The organism is Candidatus Accumulibacter cognatus (genome assembly GCF_000584975.1).
GTDB lineage: Bacteria > Pseudomonadota > Gammaproteobacteria > Burkholderiales > Rhodocyclaceae > Accumulibacter > Accumulibacter cognatus.
The window spans coordinates 1-14,229 of record NZ_JDST02000099.1; the positions used below are offsets into that span (position 1 = coordinate 1).

The following is a 14,229-nucleotide window of genomic DNA, read 5'->3' on the forward strand; positions in this document are numbered from 1 at the left end:
TTGAAGCGCATGGCCAAGTTGCGCCTGCAGTAGAGAAAAACGAGGAAAAGCCTCAAAAAGGCCGGAAAATCGACAAATTCCGGCCTTTTTCATGCCGAAAAGTAAAATTTGTCGGTTTCCCGGGCTCCAAGTCCGACAGACTGCTAGCCGCGATCTCCAATGAACGATTCGGACGTGAAGTAGGCGGCCGTGCACGGGGGGTCCGCCGGGTTGGGCAACGGGAGATACATTCATTCCTTGCTCCTGACGAAGGCTTCGTGCCTGGCAAGCGCCTGCGCCCTGCCGTCGGCAATTCTGGCCAGCGCTCTGTCCAGACGGGCGTGCAACATGTCGAGTTGGCGGCACAGCGATTGTTCGGCGGTACTTCCATCTTCGAGCACGACGCAGCCACCGCTGGCCGCGGTTGCCTTGACGTAATGGCGGCAGGCGTCCCGCAGGTAGCGCGCAACCATCTCCCGTATGAAAAACGTTTCTTCAATCGCCAGGTCGATGGCATCGAGATCGGCTGCAGCGAGCGCAGCGATCACCATGGCGAGCGTTTCCTTGGTCCGTGCGAGCGTCGTCAACGCGGCCTGCGGCAAGTGCCTAGAGACTTCTTCGAGGTAATCGTCAAAGCACTCGGCATCGCGCTGCAACTCGCTGGCGTAACCGACCTGCGTCAGCGAGTTGTACCGCGACGCTGCCCGGTGCCGCCGCCACAGCGTTGCCGCTGCGGTCAGTGCCGCGACACCGGCCGCGGCCAAGATGATGGATGCGCTGGCGAATAGCGCCGAGACCAGCAACCCGATACCGCCGATCAGCATGAGCAGGACGAACGGTGGCGGTTCGCCCGTTTTTCCAGCGCCGGCGCGCAAAGCTGCAATCAGCGGGCGGCCCACCAGATGCTTCCGGTTTCCCGCTCCAGTCGCTCGATCAGCCGCGTGCTCGGCAGGGGTAGAGACTGCCGACGGCGTGGCGATGCACGTTCAGACAATTCTCCAGCAACCCATCTGTCACGCCCGCGCGGGTCAGTCATCTCGCCTGACCGCCATTCTCATGCCGGTCTTCTTGAGAATGGCGGTCGAAAAGAGCACATCATGCGAACGATAATCCGTTCCGATGATTTCGGCGATGGCCATTACCTTGGTCAGAACCTCGGTGCGTGAACCGCCATGCACCATGGCAAACAGGTTGTATGGCCATTCGGGAAGACGGCGTGGCCGGTGGTAGCAGTGGGTCACGAAATCGAGCCCGCCGACGCGTACGCCGAGTTCGTCGATACGCTCATCCGGCACATCCCAGACGCTCATGCCGTTGGCGGTATAGCCGATCGCGTAGTGGTTGGGCACCGCGCCGATGCGGCGTATGACGCCGCTCTCGAGCAGGCGGGTCAGGCGCGCCATCACTTCCTCGGGGGCGATGCCGATCGCTTCGGCGAGCTGGTGATATGGCCGTGCGACCAGCGGCAGACCGTTCTGGGTAGCAATGACGAGGCAGCGATCAATCGCATCGAGAATGGCGGCGTCCTGAGCGCTCATGAGCGCACTGCCAGCTTCATTTCGACGAAGTATTCCTGCAGCTTAGGAAAGGGAAAGACCGGTAGGCCGCAGGCTTCCCCGATCCGGCTTACCACGGCGTCGATGCCGTCGACGGTCTCGGTGGCGAGTACGAACCACATGTTGAACTCACAGTTGCGGTCGCTTTCCCGGCGGTAGTTGTGCGCCACCTCGGGAAATGCATTGACGATTTCGAGGATGCGCAGCCAGTCCGCGTCGGGAACGCGCATCGCCGCCAGGACGAAGGCGCCGCCCATGCGCTCGATCTGGAACAGCGGGCCGAAGCGGGTCAGCACGCGTGTTGCCAGCATCCGCTGCAGACGTTCGAGAAGTTCCGTTTCGCTGATGCCAAACCTGCCGGCCACTTCGGCGTAGGGGTGTTCGCAGATCGGGAACCCGCCCTGCAGGCCGTCGATGATCGCGCGATCGGTCGCATCGATGCGCGCCGCTTCACGCATAACGGGCACCGCGCTGTTTGAAGCGGGTCAGCGAGAACAGCACCGCGTGCGCGTAATCGGTCAACTGCAGGCGTGCGCGCAGCTCGGCGATGCGGGCCTCGACTTCCGCCCGTGCCTGGCCGTGGATCATGCAGAACAGGTTGTAGCGCCAGCTTGGCAGCACGCGCGGGCGCCGATAACAGAGATTCACCCCGGATTCGCACGCCAGGCGCTCGCCGATGGCGCTGACGCTGGCATCGGGAATGTCGTGCACCAGCATCGCATTGGCTGTATAGCCGAGTTCGTGATGCCTGACGACCACCCCGAAGCGCTTGATGATGCCCTCTGCGCACCAGCGACGGATGCGTTCGAGCACCTCTCTCTCTTCGCAGCCGACCCGGCTGGCCAGTACCGAGAACGGCCGAATGAACAGCGGCAGGCCTTCCTGCAGGGCCATCACCAGACGACGTTCGAATTCGTCGAGCGGCGTCGGTGCAGTGAAGGCCTGACTGCGCACGCGCATGCTGCCCTGGCTCTCTCCCTGTCCGTCAAGCGCAAAACCGAGGTCGATGTGATATTCCTCGAGCAACGGCAGCTTCAGCACCGGCCAGCCGGCCACCTGTTCGATCGCGCCTAGGGCCGCCTGCAAGCGCCCTTCCGACCCCGCAGTGGCGACGAACCAGAGATTGTAGTGGTGTTCACGCTCATAATTGTGATTGACTTCGGGAAAGCGATTGACCACTTCGGCAATCGCAGCCAGTTGGGCCGCAGGTACCGCCATCGCGGCCAACGTACTGACACCGATGCGTTTCGGGGCAAAAATGGCGCCGACGCGCGCGATCTTGCCTTGGCGACGCAGCCCTTCCAGGGCCCGTAATACCACTCCCTCGGCAACTCCCAGCCGCGATGCCAGCTCGGCAAAGGGAGCAGAACAGAGCGGAAAATCCCGCTGAAAGTCATTGAGGAGGCGAAAATCGATCGCGTCGTCAAGTTTATCCATCAGAAACCCATGCGGTTGGCGCGGCTGGTGAAGAATATCCCGCTCGGAGCCTGTACCTCCAATTCGCCAAGCTTCGTGAACGTCGCAGTATCGTAGATCAGCACCCGATTGTCATCGCGAGCGGAAATCCAGACCTGTTCACCGCGCGGCGTGAATTCCATGTGCAGGATGGCCCGACCGGGTGCCAGCGTTTTTACAATTTTCCCGCTCAGGGTATCGATCACTTCGACCCAGCCGTTGTCGGGAAACGCGTAATTGACCCACACCTGCCGGCCATCCGGCCGCGCCATGACGAACACCGGTTGTCCCTTGACGGCGATGTGGGCGATTTCCTGCCAGTTGCTGCCGGCAACTACCAGGACCTCGTGGCGGCCGATCGCCGGCAGATAGGCATTGCCCTGTGCCATCGACCAGCCGCGCAGGTGTGGCATCTTGAATACCGGCAGCTTCTCCTCGCCACGCCCGTAGTTCCCGAGAATACGCCGTGTGCCCTGCTCTGACCGCCAGGTGTCGAGCAGGGCAACGCCATCCTCGCCGAACAGCCCGGCCAGGTAATGGCGGCCATCAGGGGTCACCAGTCCATCATAGGGCTGCAATCCGGCTGGATACCGTTGCGTCTGTGGCTGCCGAGGGTCGGAGAAATCGCTGATCCAGACTTCACCACCATCAAATAGTGCGTAGGCAAAACGTTGGCCTGCGAGATCGGCGAGACCAACGACTTTCGAAAAATTGCCCGGCGCGTATTCAGCCGGCACTTCGGAGAGCAGTTCAAGGGTTTCGGCGTCAAAAGCCTTGATGCCACCAGGTGTGTAATTCTGTGCAACGACAATGCGGCCATCCTGTGAGATCGCGCCGCCGATGGCATTGCCTGACTGCAGCACCCGCTTGACGATACGCGCCTCGAGCAGATCGACCTTCGACAGCCCGCCGTCACGCCCGAAAACGTAAGCGTAGCGACCATCACGCGCAAAGACGACCGAAGCATGGGAGAGGTCACCGAGTCCGCCAATACGCGCATAAACTTCGCGTCGGCTGGTATCGACGAGACTGAGTTGCCCGCTCGCGCGCTCAATGACCACCCCAAGATCAGCGCTGCCCCGCAGGGTCGGCGTAGTGCAACCCGCGAGCAATACCATCGACAGCAGGGTCCATAATCTCTTCATGCTCATTTCTCCAGGGGCGCCGCTGGCGCCCAGATGTCTGCCCCCGCGCAACACCGAGGCGCTGCCTGGCCATTGTTGTCGACGCACCGCACCGGCCTAACGGTCATAACTTTTCCAGGCACCCCCGATCATGAAAGTCATGACCGTTTCCCTCTCCCCCGACCCCTCCCCCGCAAGGGAGAGGGGAGATTCGTGAGTCGCTGACGCGACTCTCACATTAACGCTTCTTCCTAGTCGGTGCCATGGTCTTGCACATCCTGCCCGGCATCCGCAGGCTCGACTGGTAGGCTGAAATGGCGAGCAGTTGAGCATTGTCGTACTTGCTGATGATTCTGACCATCTCCGGGTTGGCGTTGCGGCGCTTGCCATCGCGGATCTCGGTCATCTGGCGCAGCAGGTACTGATAGTGCTGCCCGGCAATCACCGGATAACCCTTATCCCTGAAGCCTTCGCCGCTGGCCCCATGGCATCCTCTGCACTCTTTCTCGTAAAGCACCTTTCCGGTTGCCATTTGCCGATCGGCATCCGATCCTTCGTAGCGGCCATGCTCGACGGGAATGCACAACCCTTCGATATAGGCGGCGACGTCGGCCAGCTCCTGCGGATCGGTCAGGACCGCGGCAAACGGGTACATCGTCGGGTTGTCGCGGACGCCGGCTCGGATGTCGGCCATCTGCCGGATCAGCACGCTGCTGTGCTGGCCCGCGAGCTGCGGGATGCTGCCGTCGGGAAGTCCGCCTGCCGACGGCAGGTGGCAACTCCGGCACAACTCGTAGATTTCCTGACCGCGCTTCCGGTTGCCCCTGAGCTCCAGTGCCGCGCTCTTCTCACCCGCCGACGCCTGCCATGGGTAATCCCTGACCTCGATGCCCGCAGGCCGGGGTACTGGCGGCCCAGCATGCGCAAGCACCGCGGCCAGCATCGCCAGACAAATCCCCGGAACCCGTTTGTTCATTAACCACTCCCTGCTGTTTGAGAACTGTATCGTACCGAAATGAGCCCATGCATCACATGTCCTGGCCGACGATGACGGTACGCTCATTCAGGTTGAGCTGCAGCCATCCTTTCTCCTCCGGTCGTCCGACCCCTGCAAACCCAGTGCCCGCTGATACAGGGCATTCTTTCCGGCCCCGGTAATCGCGTGTGCCAGCCGGCTGGCCTGACGGATCGACAGTCCATCGTCGAGCAGCAGCTGCAACACGCGTTCGCCCTCGGTGCTTTCCTCGACCGGTGTTGCACCGGAAACGAGCAGCACGAACTCGCCACGTTGGCGATTGGCATCGGCCAGCAGCCAGGCCTGCGCTTCACCGAGTGCGCAGCGATGAATGTTTTCGAACAGCTTCGTCAATTCCCGGGCCACGACCAGCGTACGTTCCGGTCCAAAGGCCACGCACAGGGCAGCAACGGCTTCGAGAATGCGATGCGGCGCCTCATAGAAGACCAGCGCATAGGGCAGGGGCGCGAGTTCCCGCAAGACCGCTGCGCGCTGCCCGGCCTTGTTCGGCAGAAAACCGTAAAAGAGAAAATGGACTTCGTCGAGCCCAGCCGCAGACAGCGCGACCACCGCCGCACAGGCACCAGGCAACGGAATGATGCGATAGCCGGCAGCGCGCACCTTCGCCACCAGCCGGGCACCCGGATCCGATACTGCCGGCGTGCCGGCGTCCACGACCATCGCGACCGACTCTCCAGCGGCAAGGCGCGCGATCACCTGTTGCGCAGCACCCTCTTCGTTATGCCGGTGCGCCGCCAGCAAGCGCGCATTGCAGCCGTAGTGGCGCAGCAGTGGTGCACTGTGCCGCGTATCCTCGGCGGCGACCCAGGGCACCTGCTGCAGGACTTCGATCGCGCGCTGTGTGATATCGCCAAGGTGGCCGAGCGGCGTCGGAACGACATATAATGCAGGGGATTCTTCTGTCATGGAGATCAACTTGCCGGTAAACCTCAAAGATAACACGCGCAGGCGAGCAGGATACCCCGCTCGTTTAACCAGTCCAGCCGCTTCGGGGGCAATGGCCGAGGAACTCGCCGCGCGCTTCCTCGAACGGCACGGTCTGAACATACTGCTGCGTAATTTTCGCTGTCGGGGTGGCGAGGTGGACCTGATTTGCCGGGACCGGCGGGTACTCGTCTTCGTTGAAGTGCGCCTGCGCCGCAATGCCAGCTTCGGCGGCGCGGCCGCCAGTATCGACCTGGCCAAGCAACGGCGCATCGTTCTCGCCGCTGAGCATTATCTGAATAGCCATCCTGGTCAGGAATCCGACTGCCGCTTCGACTGCATCCTGTTCGACGAACTGTCCGAGGCCGCCATCGAATGGATTCGCGATGCGTTTCCGGCAACGTATTAGTCCCCTCATCTGGCTGGTCCTCTGCGGATCTGCCGGCGCCGCTGAAACGATCAGGGTGCTTGTGCAAAGTTCGCCGCTGGCCGGCAGCCAGTATTACGCAGTCGCCGAGCTGTGGCCGCAGATCAAGCCCGGCGACCATCTGATCCTGATCCGCGAACCCGACAACCGCCATGACCGCAAAGCCATCCGTGTCGAATGGAACGGGCGTCCCCTTGGTTACGTCCCGCGTGCCGAGAACCGTGCCGTGGCGCAGGCAATAGACGCTGGCGAAAAACTCGAGGCGCGCGTTTCCCGACTGCGCGACGACCCGAACCCTTGGCGCCGCGTCGAGTTCGAAGTGTTCCTGGTACTCTGATGTTAGAATGGTCTTCCTTATTGTCCCGGAACATCGTCACAGCCCATGGATTTGATCAGCCGTATCAGCGGGCACTTCACTGAGAGCGCACAAACAAAGCTCGACGCCATCGAATTTCTGGCAGCGCCAATTGCCGACGCAATCGAAGTGATGGTTGGCGGTCTACTGAACAACGGCAAGATCCTCGCCTGCGGTAATGGCGGCTCGGCGGCTGATGCCCAGCACCTGGCGGCCGAACTGGTCGGCCGCTTCGAGCTGGAGCGCCACGAACTGGCGGCAATTGCACTGACCACAGACACCTCGGTGATCTCGGCGATCGCCAACGACTACGGTTACAAGCTCGTCTTCGCCAAGCAGGTACGTGCCCTCGGGCAACCCGGAGACATTCTCGTGGCCATCTCCACTTCGGGCAACTCGCCAAACGTCATCGAAGCGATCAATGCCGCGCACGAAAACGACTTGCGCGTTGTGGCCCTGACCGGCAAGGGGGGTGGCACGATCGGCGAAATCCTGCGCGAGGGTGACATCCATGTCTGCGTACCGGCGGAACGCACGGCGCGCATCCAGGAAACACACCTGCTGATCATCCATTGCCTTTGCGATGGGATGGATTGTCTGCTCATGGGAGTCGAAGAATGAAAAAAAGTCTCTTCACCATTCTGCTGCTCGGCGTGCTGCTGCCGATGCTGCAGGGTTGTCTGGCAATGCTCGCGGCTGGTGCGGGTGGTGGCGCGCTGGCGGCTCTCGATCGGCGGTCGCTGGGAACGCAAACCGACGATGAAAGCATCGAATGGAAAGCCAGTGCCCGTGTCAACGAGAAAATCGGTGACCAGGCACATACCAGCTTCACCAGCTATAACCGCAAGGTGCTGATTTCCGGAGAAGTTCCCTCTGAGCAGATGAAGGCGGAAGTCGAGCAGATCGTCGCCGGAGTGCCACAGGTCCAAGGAGTTTACAATGAACTCGCGGTTGGTCCGATCAGTTCCTTCTCGGCACGCAGCAATGATTCGTACGTGACGACGCGGGTCAAGAGTCGCTTTGTCGACGCCGGCAGTCTCAACGCCGTACATGTCAAGGTGGTGACCGAAGCCGGGGTCGTCTATCTCCTGGGTCTGGTCAGCCAGCACGAAGCAGACGCAGCGATCCAGGTGGCGCGAACCACCCGCGGCGTCAAGAAGGTCGTGACCCTGATGGAGATCCTCCCCGATGCCAAAGTCAGGGAACTGGACCTCAGCATGCCAGCCGCCGCCAAACCACCGGAAAGCCCTCCGGCGGCTGGCGGATAGCAGAACCCTTCCGGGTGGCTGCTAGGCGGCAGCGCTCAGAAGTTGTGAACAAATCTGCTGCGCGACCGATCTGCTGCGCTGCCCAGTCGCTCACTCCTCGCCTATCCACTTGATATGTCTTGTCGTTCGTTCCCTCACGCCTTCCATCTCGGCCTGCTCACGACGATTTTTCACAACTTCTCAGGCTGCGGCACCTCGCTCGATGACCACGCCAACGCGCCGCACACCCTGCATCATGCCGAGCTTGGCAATCGAGACGCGCACCCAGGTGGCGCCGAAGTCCTCCAGCAACAGGGTAGCTACATACTCGGCAAGCCTTTCGAGGAGGTTGAAATGGCGGGCGCCGAGTTCGGCGCGCAGGCGCTCGACCACCAACGCGTAATCGATGGTATCACCAATGTCGTCGCTGGCGCCCGCAGAGGCGGTCGAGGTGCCAATCTGCAAGGAGATTTCCACCATCTGCGGCATGGCCCTTTCACGCGGGTAGATACCGATCAGCGTCGAGGCGCGCAGGTCGTCGATGAAGATGATGTCCATGTGGTGAGACCTGAGGTCGGTGTAGAATTGCCCATCGGGCGTGCACAGTCCGCAGCACGATTGAAGTGCGCGCATTCTAACCCAGAGCACTACTGACCACCCAACCCCCTCGATGCCGCCGCTCCTGATCTCCCTGCTTGCGGTCCTTGCCGCTTATCTGCTCGGCTCCGTGTCTTTCGCACTGGTCGCAAGCCGACTCTTCGGCCTGGCCGACCCGCGCAGCTATGGTTCGAAGAACCCGGGAGCCACCAATGTGCTGCGCAGCGGCCACAAGGGCGCCGCTCTGTTCACCCTGTTTGGCGACACCGCCAAAGGCTGGTTGGCGGTCTTTCTTGCCAGTCGCCATGCCGCCGAGTATGGTCTGGGCGGCTATACCGTCGGACTCGTTGCACTGGCAGTCTTTGTCGGCCATCTCTATCCGGTTTTCCTGAGATTCAGAGGCGGCAAAGGCGTGGCAACGGCCGCCGGCGTGCTGCTCGCCATCGACCCCTGGCTAGGGCTGGCAACCCTCTGCACTTGGTTGCTCGTCGCCTTCACACTGCGCTATTCGTCACTGGCCGCCCTGCTGGCGGCAACGGCAGCTCCCATTTACGGCTTTCTCATGTGGGGGCGCGATTCCATGCTGCTGGTGGTCGGCCTCATTGCGATGGCACTGATCGGTAAACACTGGCAGAATCTGCAACGTCTGATGGCCGGCAGCGAGCCGAAGATCGGGGGCAGGAAGCAATGACCGAGAACCCCTCAGGCGCTCGAACCTTCCCGCAAGCCTGCCCAATCCCACCACTTCGACCTCCCGAGTCGACCCACCCATCCTCGGAACGTGCGGGGATCGGAGCATGGCACATCCAGAACGCCTGCACACGCCCTCGAGTCGCCTCTCCACCACGTTCATGAATGACGATCCGAGTCACCGCCCGCAACGTCGCCGCTTGCAGGTGCTGGCGGGGATCTGTGCCATTGGAACAGGTGTCGGCGCCGCCAGATACCTGACCGGACACACCCGGCCGCCGACCGGCAACCCGGTCGCTACCGACCTCGCTGATCTGCAGCCAGGAAAGCTGCGGGTGCTCGACTGGCAAGGTCGCACGCTATGGATTCTGCGCCGAACGGCTGAGGAGGTCAGCGCGCTGGCCGATCACGAAAGTGAACTGATCGACCCACACTGCCAGCATTCGCTGCAACCCGAAAACTGCCGCAACCGTCATCGTTCGCTACACCCCAATGTCTTCGTCGCCATCGGGCAATGCACCCATCAGGGCTGTACGCCACAGTTGCGCAACGGGCCTGGCGTCCGTAGCGAGTTTCTGTGCCCCTGCCATACCTCGAGATTTGACCTTGCCGGGCGCGTCTTCCGTAGTGGACCGGCGCCGGCCAACCTGGTGATTCCAGTTTATCGGCTCGACGGCGACAACCGCGTCGTGATCGGCGAGGCGTAATCAGGCCTGGCCCTGGAATGGCACACCAGGCAACCGCTCAACATTTCAGAAGAGTCGTCTTGAAGGCATATCGAAGGAATATCGGAGGAATAGCGCATGCAACAGGTCGATGATGAACATTGCCCGGGATTGAACCCGACCATGGACGGCGAGCACCGCGTCCAGCTTGGCCTGATCAACGCCTTGTGTGATGCCGTCGAGGCGCACGCCGACAACGGGGAAATCGGTCACATCCTGGAAACCCTGGTGGATTACAGCAAGGCGCATTTCCTGTCGGAAGAATTACTGATGCGAATCGACAGTTACTATGGCTTCGACGAGCATGTCGAGGACCACGCTGAAATACTGGACACCCTCGCCGCGATCGCCGACACCTATCAGGTCGACCAGACCGAACTGATACCGCAGCAGGCACGAAAGCTGTTGGCTTTTCTGATCCGCCACATCGAAACGCGTGATGCGCACTATGCGAGTGCGCCTCGCCTCTGACGAGGATCATCGCAGTCAAAACACTCCGGCAGAGGCCTGTGGAAACTGCCTGGCCCTGCGCTTCGAAAGGTTTTGCCAGCGAAAGCCGAGGCCATACCCCTCGTTCCACTTCTGCGCCGTACATGAACGAAAACCAGGGCGCGAACGTTCGGGCTGGAAAGACGTGTGGAACCAAAATTTCAGTGCTGGCTGGACTTCTTATAGTAGGCGAAGACGGCCTTCAGATGCTCCAGTTCGCGAGGCGACAGATCCACGAATTCGATGCCACAGAGCAGACGTCCGTCGTGTCGTCGTTGCCACTTTATTTGTCCCTGCAGGGTCACTGGTTTCTGACTTCGATAGTGCTCGAGGCTCGATTGCGGAAGATAAAGCGAGACGCCCACGCGAGCATGTTCCGGCAGGGCGCGATTCAATACCAGACGCGCTCCGACAAGGCTGAGATCCTGGGTCAGACAGTCCTGACTGGCGCCATCCGCGGTCTCCAGCCTGACCAGCAGCGCACGTTCCAGGCGTGGATAGCGCCGTTTCTCCTGCGCTCCCTGACTCGCGATGCTGGTATCGTGCCGGAAGCTGAAACCGGCCATGAGATCGTTCAGGCCGCAAGAGACCTTGTGCAAATCGACACCGATCACCGCGGTTGCCTCGACCTTGGTCGAACTCTCACTGAGCGTGGCGAAGAGACTGTTCAACGACGCTTCGAGCTGTTCGAGCTGGGTCATTTGCCTCCGGCTGTCCGCGGCAATCGCATCGTTGTTGCGTGCCGCGTCCGACACGCCCTGTGCCATGAAGCTCATCGCCTGCGCCGTCTCTTCCGCCACCCCCTGGCTGCCCCTGACCCGATCGACCACGGCCGCCATGGCTTCGCGCAGATACTTTACCCGGCTGGTAATGGCTGCGACGATGTCACCGACCTGTAGCGACGACGAGGTCGTACGTTCAGCCAGTTTGCGCACCTCGTCGGCCACGACTGCGAAACCGCGGCCCTGTTCGCCGGCGCGCGCGGCCTCGATCGCCGCATTCAGTGCCAGGAGGTTGGTCTGTTCGGCGATTTCCCGGATCGTGTCGATGATGTGCGTGATCCGCTCTGCGGCCTTGGTCAGTTCGCTGACCTCGCCTGACGCGCGCGTGACTTCGTTGGTGGCGCTTGCCAGTTCGGCCATGTTCCTTTCCACCGTGACGACGCCATCCTGTGCTGCCTGCTCGACCTCGCGCGTCTTCTCGGCCGCCTCTTCAGCGCGTGATTTGACCTCGCGTGCAATGGCGGTCAGCGCATCTGTCGCTGTCGTCACTTCGGCCGAACGTGTTTCTTCCTGCCGAGTCACTTCGGCGATACTCCGCGAAATGGTCGAGATCTGGAAAGCAGACTGTCCCATCTGCTTGCCGCTCTCTTCGATGTTGACCAGGATGCGCGACAGTTTTCCGTGCATCGTTTGCATTGCCGCCATCAGGCTCGTCTGATCGCCCCCAGCCACATCGATGTCGTGCGAAAGATCACCGTCTGCAATCTGCCGCGCAATCTGTACCGCCTGCTCCGGTTCGCCACCGATCTGGCGCAGAATCTGGCGGATCAGGCGCATGCCGATCAACGCAGTCAGTACCAGAGCCAGCAGCGTCAAACCGAGTGTGATCATCATGCTCAGCCGGGCCTCGAACAGCCGCGCCGCGGCCAGACCAACCAGATCGCCGGCAAGAGCGTCCTCGACTGCTTTCAGCAGATTGATGCGCTCGGTTGCCTTTGCAAACCACATCCGGGCGTCCATTCCGAGCGCCGGGCTGAGCATGTTGTCGATGGCACCCTGCTTGATTCTGGCCACTTCGTCGACGGCCGCACCCGCTACCCTGTTCGAGAAATCAGTGGCCTGTTGCGGCGTTGCATAAAGACGGAAGACGGAAAACCAGGTCTGTTGGGCGGATGAGATCGACAGAAAACGGACCAACATCTCGGGCGAAAACTTGTCCGACCCGAAGACATTTGAAAGCGTTGCGCGCTCGATGCCCGCATACTCCTTGCCTTGCAACAAGGCGTTGTAGGCACTGGCCGCACGCGCCACCTGGGAGTCGCTGGATACCGAGGACGCCTGGCCAACCACTGCCAGCAGGCTGGCAATCGTTTTGCTGTAGTACGCAATGGCCTCGGATCCCCCGATCGCCAGAGCCGATACGGCGTTGCGCCTTGCCGGCAGGTCGGCGAGTTGCTTGCCGATGTCGGCGAGATCGCTCTGCAACTTCTCACCGTATCTCGCGGCGGAAAAACCGGTTAGTTGCTTGTCCAGCAGCGCCTGTTGCTTATCCACTTCGGCGCGCTGTGCTGGAAGATCGTTGCCGAAGTTGGCACCCTTGCTGCCGATGAAGCCGGCGCTCATTCCCCGCTCTTTCTGCATTTCATGAACCAGGCCGCCGATCGCAGCAGAAATCCTGGCCACTTCCTGGAGATCCCTCATTTCCTGTGCCTGACGTATCTTCTCGGCTGTTGTGAACACCGAGAAGACGAGGAGAAAGAGCGTTGGAACAAAGGTCAGTGCGAGCAGTTTATACTTGAAGCGCATCGGTCCTGCTTTCTGAGAATGGCAATTCAGAGATGCCAGAGGAGCGTTGAGGGAACGGGTGTTCGGTGCGCCGTGCCACCCGGTCAGCCCCTGGGCGAGAGGGCAGAATCGACGCAAGTATAGTTTCGGGCATCAATCGTCGTCAATTCGGGGGAGAGTCGAGATATGGCACGGCAGAGCGCCACATGGTTGGCTCCGTTATCCCGAAATGAGGTTAGGTCTTAGCTGGCCAGGCGAGTCGCTTGAGCACCATCTCGCGCGGGAAAAGGGCGACCACGGCATCGACCGACGGCGTCTGCTCCAAGCCGGTCAGCAGCACGCGCAGCGGCATCGCCAGCTTGGGCATCTTCAGCCCGTGCCTGGCCACGCTCGCCTTGATCAAGGCGCTAATTGCAGCGGCTTCCCAGGCAACCGCCGGCAGGTGATCGATGAAATCCGCCAGCGCTGGCAGCGTTTCGGGGGTGAGGTACTTAGCCAGCAGCTCTGCTTTCGGATGCAGTTCGATGTAGAACACTTCCGCAAGGTCGGCAAGTTCGTTGAGGTTGGCGGCACGCTCCTTGTACAGATCGATGATCGCCGCGAGTGACGGCGCGGCGGCAACCGTGACGCCGCGCGCCTGCAGCCGTGACTGCACCAGATCTGCCAGTCGCGCTGTTTCGGTGCGCTTCAAGTAGTGCGCATTGAGCCAGTTCAGCTTCTCGGTGTTGAACTGTGCTGCCGACGGGGTGATATGGTCGAGGTCGAACCACTCGCAGAACTGCGGCATCGAGAAAATCTCGTCATCGCCATGCGACCAGCCGAGGCGCGCGAGATAGTTGAGCACCGCTTCCGGCAGATAGCCTTCGTCATCGTACTGCATGACGCTGACCGCACCATGCCGCTTCGACAGTTTCTGGCCATCATCGCCAAGAATCATCGACAGGTGCGCATAGCGCGGCAATTGCGCGCCCAGCGCCCGCAGGATGTTGATCTGACGTGGGGTGTTGTTGACGTGGTCGTCACCGCGGATGACGTGCGTGATGCCCATCTCCCAGTCATCGACGACGACGCAGAAGTTGTAGGTCGGCGTGCCATCGGCGCGCGCAATGACCAGGTCG

Annotated in this window: 17 protein-coding genes; 7 read left to right on the forward strand and 10 right to left on the reverse strand. The window is 61.4% G+C overall.

The window, feature by feature from the left end; all coding sequences use genetic code 11:
* Nucleotides 1-230: 230 nt before the first annotated feature.
* The 7 genes from AW06_RS16835 to rsmI form a co-directional block, all read right to left on the reverse strand.
* The gene (locus AW06_RS16835; protein WP_034952473.1) at nucleotides 231-878 is read right to left on the reverse strand and encodes a hypothetical protein; all 648 of its coding nucleotides are present in this window, start codon (nucleotides 876-878) and stop codon (nucleotides 231-233) included.
* 129 nt (nucleotides 879-1,007) lie between these two features.
* On the reverse strand, nucleotides 1,008-1,517 hold the full coding sequence (locus tag AW06_RS16840; protein ID WP_034952476.1) for an Lrp/AsnC family transcriptional regulator: 510 nt from the start codon (nucleotides 1,515-1,517) through the stop codon (nucleotides 1,008-1,010).
* Complete coding sequence (locus AW06_RS16845) at nucleotides 1,514-1,993, reverse strand: Lrp/AsnC family transcriptional regulator (protein ID WP_138678796.1); 480 nt, start codon at nucleotides 1,991-1,993, stop codon at nucleotides 1,514-1,516. The genes AW06_RS16840 and AW06_RS16845 overlap by 4 nt, the downstream gene beginning before the upstream one ends.
* Nucleotides 1,986-2,972 carry an Lrp/AsnC family transcriptional regulator gene (locus AW06_RS16850; RefSeq protein WP_034952483.1) on the reverse strand — a complete coding sequence of 329 codons (987 nt, stop codon included), beginning with the start codon at nucleotides 2,970-2,972 and terminating at the stop codon, nucleotides 1,986-1,988. The genes AW06_RS16845 and AW06_RS16850 overlap by 8 nt, the downstream gene beginning before the upstream one ends.
* Nucleotides 2,972-4,135 (reverse strand): cytochrome D1 domain-containing protein, encoded by a 1,164-nt coding sequence (locus tag AW06_RS16855; RefSeq protein WP_273704827.1) that lies wholly within the window; start codon nucleotides 4,133-4,135, stop codon nucleotides 2,972-2,974. The genes AW06_RS16850 and AW06_RS16855 overlap by 1 nt, the downstream gene beginning before the upstream one ends.
* A 217-nt stretch (nucleotides 4,136-4,352) precedes the next feature.
* The gene (locus AW06_RS16860; protein WP_034952490.1) at nucleotides 4,353-5,090 is read right to left on the reverse strand and encodes a c-type cytochrome; all 738 of its coding nucleotides are present in this window, start codon (nucleotides 5,088-5,090) and stop codon (nucleotides 4,353-4,355) included.
* An 87-nt stretch (nucleotides 5,091-5,177) separates the two neighbouring features.
* Nucleotides 5,178-6,056, reverse strand: coding sequence for a 16S rRNA (cytidine(1402)-2'-O)-methyltransferase (rsmI, locus tag AW06_RS16865; RefSeq protein WP_034952494.1), 879 nt, complete (start codon nucleotides 6,054-6,056; stop codon nucleotides 5,178-5,180).
* Between rsmI and AW06_RS16870 the strand changes: the two genes are divergently transcribed.
* Genes AW06_RS16870 through AW06_RS16885 form a run of 4 tightly spaced genes read left to right on the forward strand, consistent with a single transcriptional unit; the run spans nucleotide 6,055 to nucleotide 8,124 of the window.
* Complete coding sequence (locus AW06_RS16870) at nucleotides 6,055-6,483, forward strand: YraN family protein (RefSeq protein WP_034952498.1); 429 nt, start codon at nucleotides 6,055-6,057, stop codon at nucleotides 6,481-6,483. The genes rsmI and AW06_RS16870 overlap by 2 nt on opposite strands.
* Nucleotides 6,461-6,838, forward strand: a complete 378-nt coding sequence (locus AW06_RS16875; protein ID WP_034952500.1) for an HIRAN domain-containing protein — start codon at nucleotides 6,461-6,463, stop codon at nucleotides 6,836-6,838. The genes AW06_RS16870 and AW06_RS16875 overlap by 23 nt, the downstream gene beginning before the upstream one ends.
* A 45-nt stretch (nucleotides 6,839-6,883) precedes the next feature.
* Nucleotides 6,884-7,477: a phosphoheptose isomerase gene (locus tag AW06_RS16880; RefSeq protein ID WP_034952503.1), complete on the forward strand. Its 594-nt coding sequence runs from the start codon at nucleotides 6,884-6,886 to the stop codon at nucleotides 7,475-7,477.
* A complete protein-coding gene (locus AW06_RS16885; protein WP_034952505.1) occupies nucleotides 7,474-8,124 on the forward strand; it encodes a BON domain-containing protein in 651 nt (216 codons plus the stop codon). Before AW06_RS16880 ends, AW06_RS16885 begins: the two co-directional genes overlap by 4 nt.
* Before the next feature lie 180 nt (nucleotides 8,125-8,304).
* Here the strand turns inward: AW06_RS16885 and AW06_RS16890 are convergent, their stop codons facing one another.
* A complete protein-coding gene (locus AW06_RS16890; protein ID WP_034952507.1) occupies nucleotides 8,305-8,661 on the reverse strand; it encodes a dihydroneopterin aldolase in 357 nt (118 codons plus the stop codon).
* A gap of 112 nt (nucleotides 8,662-8,773) precedes the next feature.
* Here AW06_RS16890 and plsY point away from each other — a divergent pair, with 112 nt between their 5' ends.
* From plsY to AW06_RS16905, 3 genes are all read left to right on the forward strand, one after another.
* The gene (gene plsY / locus AW06_RS16895) at nucleotides 8,774-9,391 is read left to right on the forward strand and encodes a glycerol-3-phosphate 1-O-acyltransferase PlsY (RefSeq protein WP_034952509.1); all 618 of its coding nucleotides are present in this window, start codon (nucleotides 8,774-8,776) and stop codon (nucleotides 9,389-9,391) included.
* A 106-nt stretch (nucleotides 9,392-9,497) separates the two neighbouring features.
* A complete protein-coding gene (gene petA / locus AW06_RS16900; RefSeq protein ID WP_138678791.1) occupies nucleotides 9,498-10,097 on the forward strand; it encodes a ubiquinol-cytochrome c reductase iron-sulfur subunit in 600 nt (199 codons plus the stop codon).
* Between the two features lie 96 nt (nucleotides 10,098-10,193).
* Nucleotides 10,194-10,586, forward strand: coding sequence for a hemerythrin family protein (locus tag AW06_RS16905; RefSeq protein ID WP_034952511.1), 393 nt, complete (start codon nucleotides 10,194-10,196; stop codon nucleotides 10,584-10,586).
* Between the two features lie 179 nt (nucleotides 10,587-10,765).
* Here the strand turns inward: AW06_RS16905 and AW06_RS16910 are convergent, their stop codons facing one another.
* Nucleotides 10,766-13,132 carry a nitrate- and nitrite sensing domain-containing protein gene (locus tag AW06_RS16910; RefSeq protein ID WP_034952513.1) on the reverse strand — a complete coding sequence of 789 codons (2,367 nt, stop codon included), beginning with the start codon at nucleotides 13,130-13,132 and terminating at the stop codon, nucleotides 10,766-10,768.
* Nucleotides 13,133-13,346: 214 nt separating this feature from the next.
* On the reverse strand, nucleotides 13,347-14,229 hold an 883-nt coding region (gltX, locus tag AW06_RS16915; protein WP_034952515.1), incomplete at its 5' end, for a glutamate--tRNA ligase.